An 11,769-nucleotide genomic window follows, 5' to 3' on the forward strand; every position below is an offset into this window, starting at 1 on the left:
GCCGCTAGGAGAGCTTCGGCTTGCCCGCCGTGTACAGCCAGGTGCGGAAGAGCGGCGCGAGGTTCTTGCCGGAGGTCCGCTCGGCGAGCTTCTGGAGTTGGGCGGTGGTGCCGTGCCCGTCGCGGTGCTCGGCGGCCCAGGCGCGCAGGATGCGGAAGAAGGCGCGGTCGCCGACGGCCTTCCGCAGCACGTGCAGGGTCATCGCGCCGCGCGCGTACACGGGCTGGCCGAAGATGTTCGCCCCGCTGCCGGGGTTGCCGGGCGGGAACTTCCACAGCCCGTCGCCCGCGGGCCGCGCGTACAGCGCGTCGAACGTCTTCTGCGCGCTGTCCCCGCCGTGCTGCTCGTCGTACAGCCACTCCGCGTACGTCGCGAAGCCCTCGTTGAGCCAGATCTCCTTCCACGAGGTCAGGGACACGGAGTCGCCGAACCACTGGTGGGCGCTCTCGTGGACGAGGACGGAGAGGCCCGGCGCGCGGTCGTACACGGGCCGGGTCTGGGTCTCCAGGGCGTAGCCGACCTGCGGCGCGTGGTCGACGATCGATCCGGCGGCGCGGAACGGGTACGGCCCGAACAGCTTGCTCTCCCACTCCAGCACGGACGGCAGCTTCTTGAGGACGGGGTCGGCGGCGTTCGCCTCGCGCGGGTCGACGGCGTCGTACACCTTGATGCCGCTCTTCGTCGTGTACTGGCGGACCTTGAAAGTGCCGACGGTCGCGGTGGCGAGGTAGGCGGCCATGGGTTCGCGCTGCTGCCAGCGGAAGGTGGTGCGGCCGTTCTTCGTCCACTGGCCGAGGAGCACGCCGTTGGCGACGGCCGTGCGGCCCTGGGGGACGGTGATCGTGACGTCGTACGACGCCTTGTCGAGCGGGTGGTTGTTCGCCGGGAACCAGGTCATCGCGCCCTGCGGCTCCCCAGCGACGAACGCGCCGTCGTCGGTGGGGATCCAGCCGTCGAGCGAGCCGTCCGGGTCGGTGACCGGGGCGGGGGTGCCCTGGTAGGTGACGGTGACGCGGAAGGGCCGGCCCTTGCGCAGGGTGCGCGGCGGGGTGACGACGAGTTCCTGGCCGGAGCGGCGGTAGGCGGCGGCGCGGCCGTCGACCGTGAGGCCGGTGATCTTCGGGCCGGTGAAGTCGAGGTCGAAGCGGGTGAGGTCCTGGGTGGCGCGCGCGGTCAGCACGGCCTTGCCGTCGAGGTGCTTCTTCGCCGGGTCGTAACCGAGCGTCAGGTCGTAGTGGGCGACGTGGAAGCCGCCGTTCCCGGCGAGCGGGAAGTACGGGTCGCCCACACCGGCGTCCCCGACCGGGCCCGCCGCCGCGGGGTTCGCGGCGACGAGTACGGCGGTGAGAGCGGCAGCGGGTACCGCGAGAGCGGAACGTCTGAGGGTCACAAGCACTCCCAGCTGAAGGCGGATCATCCGATGTGTGATCAAACGCCCCTCAGATTAGGGAACCGGCACCCGGTATTCGCCCCCCATTCAGGTCAAACCACACAGCGTGACGCCCCGCCCGCCCCCTAGGCTCGCCCTTATGACTGCCCGTATCCGCCGCGTCTACGACCCGCCCGAGCCGGACGACGGCGTCCGCGTCCTCGTCGACCGCCTCTGGCCACGCGGCCTCTCCAAGGAGGCGGCGCACATCGACGAGTGGCCCAAGGACCTGACCCCCTCGAACGAGCTGCGCCGGTGGTACCACGCGGGCCAGGGCTCGTACGAGGAGTTCGCGAGCCGGTACGAGGCGGAACTGACCGCCCCCGCAGCGGCCGAATCCCTGTCTCGTCTACGGAAGTCGGCCGCGTCGGGGACGGTCACGCTGGTGACGGCGGTGAAGTCACAGGAGGAGAGCCACGCGGCGGTACTGCTGCGTCTGCTGGGCTGACGGGGCCGGGCTCACCTCGTCTGTTCGGCTGCCGCCCTGCCCGCCGCGCGGCCCGAGAAGAGGCAGCCGCCGAGGAAGGTGCCTTCCAGCGCGTTGTAGCCGTGGACTCCGCCGCCGCCGAAGCCGGCGACCTCGCCGGCCGCGTACAGGCCCGCGATCGGTGTGCCGTCGGCGGCCAGCGCGCGGGATTGGAGGTCGGTCTGGATGCCGCCGAGGGTCTTGCGGGTGAGGATGTGCAGCTTGATGCCGATGAGGGGGCCGGAGGCGGGGTCGAGGATGCGGTGCGGGGTGGCGACGCGGCCGAGGCGGTCGCCGATGTAGCGGCGGGCGTTGCGGATGCCCTGGACCTGGGCGTCCTTGCTGTAGGGGTTGGCGATCTGGAGGTCGCGGGCCTTGATCTGGCGGCGCAGGGTGTCCGCGTCGAGGAGCGGCTTGTCGGTGAGGCCGTTCATCTTCTCGACGAGCCGCTCCAGGGTATCGGCGATGACGAAGTCGGCGCCGTGGTCCAGGAACGCCTGGACGGGGGCGGGGGCGCCCTTGCCGAGGAGCCGGTCACGCAGGACGGCCTTGCGGTCCTTGGCGGTGATGTCGGGGTTCTGCTCGGACCCGGAGAGCGCGAACTCCTTCTCGACGATCTTCTGCGAGAGCACGAACCAGGAGTGGTCGTACCCGGCGATGTCCTCGGTGGTGCGCAGGTGCTTGAGCGTGCCGAGGGTGTCGTAGCCGGGCAGGCAGGGGTCGGGGAGGCGGCGGCCGAGGGCGTCGAACCACATCGAGGACGGTCCGGGCAGGATGCGGATGCCGTGGCCGGGCCAGACCGGGTTCCAGTTCTGGATGCCCTCGGTGTAGTGCCACATGCGGTCGCGGTTGACGAGCCGTACGCCCGCGTCGGCGCTGATGTCGAGCATCCGGCCGTCGACGTACGCGGGGACGCCGGTGACCATCTCGGCGGGCGGGGTGCCGAGCCGCTCGGGCCAGTACCGGCGCACGATGTCGTGGTTGCCGCCGATGCCGCCCGAGGTGACGACGACGGCCTGCGCGGTGAGCTCGAACTCGCCGATCGCCTCCCGGCTGGAGGCCACCCCGCGCGCGGAGTCGTCGGGCGCCAGGACCGTGCCGCGCACGCCCTTGGCGGTGCCGTCCTCGACGACCAGCTCGTCCACGCGGTGGCGGTGGTGGAAGGTGAGCAGCCCGTCCTTCGCGGCCTGCCTGGCGTACTTCACGAAAGGTTCGACGACACCGGTGCCCGTCCCCCAGGCGACGTGGAAGCGGGGTACGGAGTTGCCGTGGCCGTCGGCGCGCAGGTCGCCGCGCTCGGCCCAGCCGACGGTGGGGACGAAGGAGATGCCGTGCCCGGCGAGCCAGGTCCGCTTCTCGCCGGCCGCCCATTCGACGTAGGCCCGCGCCCAGCGCACCGCCCAGGAGTCCTCGTCCTCGGTGCGGTCGAAGCCGGCGCTGCCCTGCCAGTCGCTCCAGGCGAGGTCGAGGGAGTCCTTGATGCCGAGGCGGCGCTGTTCCGGGGAGTCGACGAGGAAGAGCCCGCCGAAGGACCAGTACGCCTGGCCGCCGAGGTTGGCGGCGTTCTCCTGGTCGACCAGGGCGACCCGGCGGCCCCTGCTGGTCAGTTCGTGCGCGGCGACCAGCCCGGCGAGTCCGGCTCCGACGACGATGACGTCCGCGTCCATGACGCCCGTCCCTTCATCCGATGGTGTCGCTGCCGTCCGTCAGCAGCGCGGTGAGCAGTTGTTTCAGCCAGGCGCGGGCGCGCTCGACGTCTTTGTCCAGCAGGAGTTGGGTGGTGACGCCGTCGTAGGCGGCGATCACCGCGTGCGCGGCGGCGGGGGCGTCGCCGAGGACCGGGGGGACGGGGGTCTCGGCGAGCCGGTCGGTGATGGCGCCCCGCAGGCGCGCGCGGTGCCCGAGGAGGCTCTCGGCGACCTCCGGGTCCCGGGCCGCGTGCACGAGGAAGTCGGTCTTGACGAGCAGCCAGTCGTGGTCGAGGAGGAGGACGTCGGAGACGCGGTCGACGGCTTCCGGTACGTCGAGCCCGGGGCCGTCCTGCGCGAGCGCTCCGGCGACCTGCTCGGCGATGAGGTCGGCGCGCTGGCGGTACAGCGCGAAGAACAGCTCGTCGAGGCTGTCGAAGTTGGAGTAGAAGGCGCCCCGGCTGTACCCGGCGGCCTCGCAGATCTCCTCGATGGAGACCCGGCCGAACCCTTTGGCGGCGAAGACGGTGAACGCGGCGGCGAGGAGGTTGGCGCGGGTGCGGACGCGGCGTCTGGTGACGCGGGGGGTGTTCGTGTCGTCGGCCATGTCCGTACCTCCGTTCGCCGTCCTCGTGTTCGAGATCCCCGTTCGATACAGAAACGTATCGGATACATCAGCGCATCGAAAGAGCCGGGCGACTTCTTCACTCGAACGAGTTTTCGATCTGTAGGTGCCGTGCGTTCCGCGCGCGGGGCGGACGTTTACGGCGCGGGATGGACGTTTAAGGTCAGGCCATGGCTTTGCAGATAAGTGCGACCACTCCGGAGCATCCGGCTCTCCTGCTGGAGCTGCCGTGGGACGTCCCGCTGGAGGAGTGGCCCGAGGAGGTCCTCGTCCCGCTGCCGCGCGGCATCTCGCGGCACGTCGTGCGCTACGCGCGCGCGGGCGACGAGGTGATCGCCGTCAAGGAGCTGGCCGAGCGGCCCGCCCTGCGCGAGTACGAGCTGCTGCGCGACCTGGACCGCCTCGGCATCCCGGCCGTCGACCCGCTGGCGGTCGTGACGGGCCGCACGACCGAGGCGGGCGAGCCCCTGGAGTCCGTGCTCGTGACCCGGCACCTGGGCGGCTCGCAGCCGTACCGGTCGATGTTCGAGACGACGATGCGCCCCGCGACGATGCACCGGCTGATGGACGCCCTCGCGGTGCTCCTGGTGCGCCTGCACCTGGCCGGGTTCGCGTGGGGCGACTGCTCGCTGTCCAACACCCTGTTCCGGCGCGACGCGGGCGCGTACGCGGCGTACCTGGTGGACGCGGAGACCGGCGACCTCCACCCGCAGCTGTCCCCGGGGCAGCGGGAGTACGACGTGGACCTCGCGCGCGTGAACATCAGCGGGGAGCTGCTCGACCTGGAGGCGTCGGGCGCCCTGCACCCGTCGATCGACGCGATCGAGTTCGGGCAGGAGATCTACCGGCGCTACTGCGAGCTGTGGGAGGAGCTGACCCGCACCTCGGTGTACCCGGCGGGCAAGTACCACTACATCGAGCGGCGCATCCGGCGGCTGAACGAGCTGGGTTTCGACGTCGCCGAGATGCAGATCGAGCACTCCTCCAACGGCGACACGGTCACGTTCGTGCCGAAGGTCGTGGACGCCGGCCACCACCAGCGCCAGCTGCTGCGGCTGACGGGGCTCGACACGGAGGAGAACCAGGCCAGGCGGCTGCTGAGCGACCTGGAGTCGTGGATGGCCACCCAGGACGACTACGCGCCCGGCGACCCCCTGGCGGCCCGCCCGGAGGTGCTGGCGCACCGCTGGGTGCGGGACGTGTTCCGGCCGACCGTGCGCGAAGTGCCGCTGGAGGCGCGCGGCCAGATGGACCCGGCGGAGATCTACCACGAGCTGCTGGAGCACCGCTGGTACCTGTCCGAGCGCGCCCAGCACGACATCGGCCTCGAAGAAGCCGTCAAGGACTACATCGAGAACATCCTCCCCAAGGCCCGCGAGACCCTGGAGCCGACGATCCCCGAATGACCCGGGTGAGCCTCAGGCGTGCGGCACCACGGCCACCGGGCAGGGCGCGTGGTGCAGCACGCCGTGCGCCACGGACCCGATGCGCGCGCCGACGGCCGTACGCCGCGCCCGGCGCCCGACGACGACCAACTGGGCCTCCCCGGCCGCCGCGAGGAGCACCTGTCCGGCGCTGCCCATCTCGACGTGCTCGACGACGGGCACCTTCGGGAACCGCTCGCGCCAGGGGCGTACGGCGTCGGCGAGGGCCTTCTGCTCGAACGGTTCGGGTCCGCCGGCCTCGTCGAGGAGCATGATCGAGCCGGGGCTGTAGGCGAACACCGGGGGCAGCGTCCAGGCACGGACGACCCGTACGCGCGCGCCGCGCGCCTCGGCCGTGCGGAACGCGAACTCCAGCGCGCCCGCGCTGTCCTCGGGCTCGCCCTCCTGGCCCACGACGACGTCGCGCCCTGCGGCCTCGTGCGCGGCGTCGTCTCCGGCGCGGACCAGGACGACGGGGTGGGCGGCGTCGGCGACGACCTGCTGGCCGACGGAGCCGAGGAGGAACCCGACGACGGCGCCGTGTCCGCGCGAGCCGAGCACCAGGAGGTCATCGGCGCCCGTCAACGTCTCGACGACGGGGCCTTCGACGGCCTCCCAGGTCACCGGGAGGCCGGGGTGGCGCGCGGTGACCTCCCGGGCGGCCCCCGAGACGGCCTCCCGGGCCCAGCCCTCCTGCGTGGCGTGGTCGACGGTGGCGTCCGGATGGACCTCCCAGGCGTGCACGATCCTGAGCGCCGCGTCCTGCCGTACGGCCTCGCGGGCCGCCCAGGACAGGGCGGCCCGGCTCTCGTCCGTACCGTCGAAGCCTGCCGTGATCGGGGCCGTCATGGCACCGCCTTTCCCGGTCGTGGCCCCGCGGGGTGCCCGCGAGGCCGAGCGCTTGTTCCCCTCCGACCCTACGATGGCCGGTGTCGCCCAGGGCCGCACGCCCTGGACCTGAGCACCCGGGGTGGAAAACGTATGACACAGGCCGCCGAAACAGCGCGGACCGTCATCCTGACCGTGGACGACGACCCGGGGGTCTCCCGCGCCGTCGCCCGCGATCTGAGGCGCCGCTACGGCGCCGGGCACCGTATCGTGCGTGCCGAGTCCGGCGAGTCGGCGCTGGAGGCGCTGCGGGAGCTGAAGCTGCGGGGCGACCTGGTCGCGGTGATCCTCGCGGACTACCGGATGCCGCAGATGAACGGCATCGAGTTCCTGGAGCAGGCGCTGGACGTGTATCCGGGCGCGCGCCGGGTGCTCCTGACGGCGTACGCGGACACGAACGCGGCGATCGACGCGATCAACGTGGTCGACCTGGACCACTACCTGCTGAAGCCGTGGGACCCGCCGGAGGAGAAGCTCTACCCGGTCCTGGACGACCTGCTGGAGGCGTGGCGGCGCAGCGACCACCGGCCGGTGCCGACGACGAAGGTGGTCGGGCACCGCTGGTCGGCGCGCTCCTCGCAGGTGCGGGAGTTCCTGGCCCGCAACCAGGTGCCCTACCGGTGGTACTCCTCGGACGAGCCGGAGGGCCGGCGCCTCCTCGCGGCGGCCGGCGCGGACGGCGAGCGGCTGCCGCTGGTGATCACCGCGGAGGGCGCTCCGCTGGTCGAGCCGGGCGACTCGGAGCTGGCCGCGCGCGTGGGCCTGGCGACGACACCGACGGCCGACTTCTACGACCTGGTGGTGATCGGCGGCGGCCCCGCGGGGCTCGGGTCGGCGGTGTACGGGGCGTCGGAGGGGCTGCGGACGGTGCTCGTGGAGCGGTCGGCGACCGGCGGGCAGGCGGGGCAGAGTTCGCGCATCGAGAACTACCTGGGCTTCCCCGACGGGGTGTCCGGCGGTCAGCTCACCGAGCGGGCGCGCCGTCAGGCGGCGAAGTTCGGGGCGGAGATCCTCACCGCGCGCGAGGTGACGGGCCTGGAGGTGAACGGCTCCGCGCGGGTGGTGCGGTTCGCGGACGGCTCGTCGGTCGCGGCGCACAGCGTGATCCTCGCGACGGGCGTGTCGTACCGGCAGCTGGAGTGCGCCGGGGCCCAGGAGCTGACGGGGCGCGGGGTGTTCTACGGGTCGGCGCTGACGGAGGCGCCGTCCTGCCAGGGGCACGACGTGTACATCGTGGGCGGCGCGAACTCGGCCGGGCAGGCGGCGATGTACCTGGCCAAGGGCGCGAAGTCGGTGACGCTGCTGGTGCGCGGCCCCGACCTGTCGGCGTCGATGTCGCACTACCTGATCCAGCAGATCGAGCAGGCGCCGAACATCTCGGTGCGCCCGCACACGGTCGTCGAGTCGGCTCACGGCACCGACCACCTGGAGCAGCTCACCCTGCGGGACGCGGTGACCGGGGCGAGCGAACTGGTCGACGCGCAGTGGCTGTTCGTGTTCATCGGGGCGGCGCCCCTGACGGACTGGCTCGACGAGACGGTGCTGCGCGACGGGCGCGGCTTCATCCTGGCCGGGCCGGACCTGACGCCGGACGGGCGGCCCCCGGCGGGCTGGGAGCTGGACCGGCCGCCGTACCACCTGGAGACCAGCGTGCCCGGGGTGTTCGTCGCCGGGGACGCGCGCGCGGAGTCCGCGAAGCGGGTCGCGTCCGCCGTAGGAGAGGGAGCCATGGCCGTGATGCTCGTCCACCGGTACCTGGAGCAGTCGTGAGCGGGGTCGTGCTGCCCTGCGACCCGGCGGAGATCGGGTCGCTGTTCCTGTTCGAGGACCTGACCCCGGAGCAGCTCGGGCGGCTGTGCGCGGTGGGCCGGGTCGAGAAGTTCGAGCCGGGCCCGGTGTACACCGAGGGTGAGCCGGCGACCTGCTTCTACGTGATGATCCAGGGCACCGTCGTGCTGTCGCGGCGGGTCGGCGGGGACGACGTGGAGATCAACCGGACCTCGCAGCGCGGCGTGTACTCGGGGTCGATGCAGGCGTTCCTCGGCGAGCGGGTGCCGCAGGTGTACGCCGGGTCGATGCGGGTGACCGAGCCGTCCCGGTTCTTCGTGCTGCCGTCCGAGGCCTTCGCGGCGATGATGCGGGAGTGGTTCCCGATGGCCGTGCACATGCTGGAGGGCATGTTCTTCGGCTCCCGCAACACGCAGCGGACGGTCGCGCAGCGGGAGCGGCTCCTCGCGCTGGGCTCGCTGTCGGCGGGCCTCACGCACGAGCTGAACAACCCGGCGGCGGCTGCCGTGCGCGCGACGGCGGCGCTGCGGGAGCGGGTGGCGAAGATGCGGCACAAGCTCGCCGTGATCGCCTCGGGGCCCTACGACCGCGAGGCGCTGACACGGCTGATCGAGATCCAGGAGCGGACGGCCGAGCGGGTCGGCAAGGCGCCCGCGCTGAGCCCGATCGAGGCGTCCGACCGGGAGGACGTGATCGCCGACTGGCTCGACGAGCGCGGCCTGGCCGAGGGGTGGCGGCTCGCGCCGACCTTCGTGCAGGCCGGGCTCGACGTGGACTGGCTGGAGCAGGTCGCGGCGGCGGTCGGCGAGGAGATCCTCCCCGGGGCGGTTGGCTGGCTCAACTACACGGTCGAGACCGAGCTGCTGATGTCCGAGATCGAGGACTCCACCAGCCGCGTCTCGCATCTGGTCGACGCCGCGAAGCAGTACTCGCAGCTCGACCGCGCCCCCTACCGCGACGTCGACGTCCATGAGCTTCTCGACAGCACCCTCCTCATGCTCTCCGGCAAACTCGGCAAGACCATCGCCGTTGTGAAGGACTACGACCGGACGCTCCCGGAAGTTCCCGCATATCCGGCGGAACTCAACCAGGTGTGGACGAACCTCATCGACAACGCCGTCCACGCGATGGACGGCGAGGGCACCCTGACGATCCGCACCGCGCGCGAGGGCGAGCAGTTGCTCGTGGAGTTCCGCGACACCGGCAGCGGGGTACCCGCCGACATCCGCGACCGGATCTTCGACCCGTTCTTCACGACCAAGCCGGTCGGCGAGGGCACCGGACTCGGTCTCGACATCTCGTGGCGGATCGTCGTCAACAAGCACCACGGCAGCCTGCACGTGGAGTCCGTCCCCGGGGACACCCGGTTCCAGGTGCTGCTGCCGCTGACCGCACCGCTCCCCGAGGAGGACCCGTCATGACCGAACTCGCCGGTGTCGACCCGGCCGTGCCGCCCAGCGGGCCGGGGTGCGTGGACTGCGACGCGGCGGGCGGGTGGTGGTTCCACCTGCGCCGGTGCGCGCAGTGCGGGCACGTCGGCTGCTGCGACTCCTCGCCCGCGCAGCACGCGACGGGCCACTACAAGGCGACCGGGCATCCCGTGGTGCGCAGCTTCGAGCCCGGGGAGGGCTGGTTCTGGGACTACGCGCGCGACGAACTGTACGAGACGGGGCCCGAGCTGGCGCCGCCGGTGAGCCGCCCCGAGGACCAGGCGGTGCCGGGTCCGGCGGGGCGGGTGCCCGCGGACTGGGCCCGCTCCCTGCACCGGTGAGATAACCCGACGGATCCGCCCGCGCGCGGGTCATCGGTTTCCTCACCCTCCGGGGCAATACTGAGGCGCGTCAGCGACGCACGCCGGGTGACGGCACGTCACCTGTGCGTCGGCCTCGGAGTGGTGAGGAAGCGGAGGAAGCTTGACGCGCTCGAAGTGGAGACGGCTGGCCGGTGGAGCGCTCACGGGAGCCGTGTTCCTGTCCCTGCTGAACAGCCCCGCCCACGCGGCGGCGGCACCGGGACCCGACATGACGGGTCTGCGCAACGTCCTGAACACCGCCCGCAGTCAGGGGGCGCCCGGAGCGCTGGCCCGCGTCGACGACCGGGGCACGGTCCGTCAGGTCACCGTCGGCGTCGCCGACCGGGGGACGAAACGGGCGCTCAGTACCGCCGACCGGTTCCGGATCGGCAGCGTCACCAAGGTGTTCTCGGCGGTCGTCCTGCTCCAGCTCGTCGACGAACGCAAACTGCGGCTCGACGCGCCGGTCAACCAGTACCTGCCGAAGCTGCTGCCGGACAACCGGATCACCGTCCGGCACGTCCTGAGCCACCGCAGCGGCCTGTACGACTACAGCAACGACATGTTCGCCAACTCCGTCTCCGGGTTCGAGGCGGTCCGCACGAAGGTCTTCACCTACCGTCAGCTCGTCGCCCGTTCCCTGCGCCACCCGCGCACCACGAAACCGGGCGGCCCCTACCGGTACTCCAACACGAACTTCGTGGTCGCCGGAATGCTGATCGAGAAGCTCACCGGGCGTTCCGTCGCGGCGGAGTACCAGAAGCGGATCGTCAAGCCGCTGAAGCTGACCGACACCGTGTACGTCCACCCCGGCACCGCGATCCCCGGCCGCCACACGCGCGGGTACCTCACCCCCGACAAGGCGGGCAGGCCCCTCGTCGACGCGACCCGGCAGACCGTGTCCTGGGCGCAGAGCGCGGGCGCGATGATCTCCAGCGCGAAGGACCTCGACACGTTCCTGTCGGCCCTCATGCGCGGCAAGCTGATGTCGGCCGCGCAGCTCGCGCAGATGCAGAAGTGGGTCCCGGCCGGCACCGGCCAGGCGTACGGCCTCGGCCTGCGCCGGCGGACCCTGTCCTGCGGCGTGTCGGTGTACGGGCACACGGGCGCGGTCCAGGGCTACTACACCTACGCGTTCACCACGAAGGACGGCCGCCGCAGCCTCGCCGCCCTCGCGAACGTCTCCAACAGCTCGCGCGTGCACACCACGATGCTGCGCACCCTGGAGTCCGCGTTCTGCGGCAAGCGCGCCCAGTCCCGCGTCTCCCCCGCGCCGGTCCCCGAGCGGTACGACGACCTGGCGCCGGACATCGCGCTGGACTGACCGGCGGGAACCGCCACGCCGGTCCGCCCGTTGGAGGGGTACGGAACGACAGCGGGGCGGCACGATGAGCGAACTGGTACCCGGGGGCAACACGGCCCTCCCGAGCGGCGCGTGGACCTTCCGGGTACCGGGCCCCTTCGACGTCAGCGCCCTGATCACCGACGACGGCGGCAAGGTCCGCGGCGACGCGGACTTCGTCTTCTTCAACCAGCCGACGGCCCCCGGAGCCCGCCTCCAGGGCGACTCCCTGACCCTGGACCCGACGGGGCTGCGTTGCGGGGCCACACGCGTGACGCTGGTCGTCAGCCCGGCGGACCCCAGCGCCCTCCTGGCCCGCCTCCCCTC

The 11,769-nt window shown here is 72.1% G+C and carries 11 protein-coding genes; 7 read left to right on the forward strand and 4 right to left on the reverse strand.

Annotated elements, in window-relative coordinates:
* Positions 1-4: 4 nt before the first annotated feature.
* On the reverse strand, positions 5-1,417 hold the full coding sequence (locus AOK24_RS11440) for a M1 family metallopeptidase (RefSeq protein ID WP_055719958.1): 1,413 nt from the start codon (positions 1,415-1,417) through the stop codon (positions 5-7).
* 112 nt (positions 1,418-1,529) lie between these two features.
* Between AOK24_RS11440 and AOK24_RS11445 the strand changes: the two genes are divergently transcribed.
* On the forward strand, positions 1,530-1,877 hold the full coding sequence (locus AOK24_RS11445; RefSeq protein ID WP_055719959.1) for a DUF488 domain-containing protein: 348 nt from the start codon (positions 1,530-1,532) through the stop codon (positions 1,875-1,877).
* An 11-nt stretch (positions 1,878-1,888) separates the two neighbouring features.
* Here the strand turns inward: AOK24_RS11445 and AOK24_RS11450 are convergent, their stop codons facing one another.
* Together AOK24_RS11450 and AOK24_RS11455 are read right to left on the reverse strand one after the other, a co-directional pair.
* Positions 1,889-3,562, reverse strand: coding sequence for an FAD-binding dehydrogenase (locus AOK24_RS11450; protein WP_055719960.1), 1,674 nt, complete (start codon positions 3,560-3,562; stop codon positions 1,889-1,891).
* Between the two features lie 13 nt (positions 3,563-3,575).
* Positions 3,576-4,190, reverse strand: coding sequence for a TetR/AcrR family transcriptional regulator (locus AOK24_RS11455; protein WP_055719961.1), 615 nt, complete (start codon positions 4,188-4,190; stop codon positions 3,576-3,578).
* A 188-nt stretch (positions 4,191-4,378) separates the two neighbouring features.
* Here AOK24_RS11455 and AOK24_RS11460 point away from each other — a divergent pair, with 188 nt between their 5' ends.
* On the forward strand, positions 4,379-5,614 hold the full coding sequence (locus AOK24_RS11460; RefSeq protein ID WP_055719962.1) for a DUF4032 domain-containing protein: 1,236 nt from the start codon (positions 4,379-4,381) through the stop codon (positions 5,612-5,614).
* Positions 5,615-5,626: 12 nt separating this feature from the next.
* Here the strand turns inward: AOK24_RS11460 and AOK24_RS11465 are convergent, their stop codons facing one another.
* Positions 5,627-6,481 (reverse strand): universal stress protein, encoded by an 855-nt coding sequence (locus AOK24_RS11465; RefSeq protein ID WP_055719963.1) that lies wholly within the window; start codon positions 6,479-6,481, stop codon positions 5,627-5,629.
* A 132-nt stretch (positions 6,482-6,613) separates the two neighbouring features.
* On the opposite strand from AOK24_RS11465, the gene AOK24_RS11470 reads away from it, so the two are divergent.
* The 5 genes from AOK24_RS11470 to AOK24_RS11490 form a co-directional block, all read left to right on the forward strand.
* On the forward strand, positions 6,614-8,290 hold the full coding sequence (locus AOK24_RS11470; RefSeq protein WP_055719964.1) for an NAD(P)/FAD-dependent oxidoreductase: 1,677 nt from the start codon (positions 6,614-6,616) through the stop codon (positions 8,288-8,290).
* Complete coding sequence (locus AOK24_RS11475; RefSeq protein WP_055719965.1) at positions 8,287-9,729, forward strand: ATP-binding protein; 1,443 nt, start codon at positions 8,287-8,289, stop codon at positions 9,727-9,729. Before AOK24_RS11470 ends, AOK24_RS11475 begins: the two co-directional genes overlap by 4 nt.
* Positions 9,726-10,079, forward strand: a complete 354-nt coding sequence (locus tag AOK24_RS11480; protein WP_055719966.1) for a UBP-type zinc finger domain-containing protein — start codon at positions 9,726-9,728, stop codon at positions 10,077-10,079. Before AOK24_RS11475 ends, AOK24_RS11480 begins: the two co-directional genes overlap by 4 nt.
* Positions 10,080-10,245: 166 nt before the next feature.
* On the forward strand, positions 10,246-11,424 hold the full coding sequence (locus tag AOK24_RS11485; protein WP_055719970.1) for a serine hydrolase domain-containing protein: 1,179 nt from the start codon (positions 10,246-10,248) through the stop codon (positions 11,422-11,424).
* A 64-nt stretch (positions 11,425-11,488) separates the two neighbouring features.
* Positions 11,489-11,769: TerD family protein (locus tag AOK24_RS11490; protein WP_167376826.1), on the forward strand; the 281-nt coding region annotated here is incomplete at its 3' end.

It is taken from the genome of Streptomyces niveiscabiei (genome assembly GCF_001419795.1).
Lineage (GTDB): Bacteria > Actinomycetota > Actinomycetes > Streptomycetales > Streptomycetaceae > Streptomyces > Streptomyces niveiscabiei.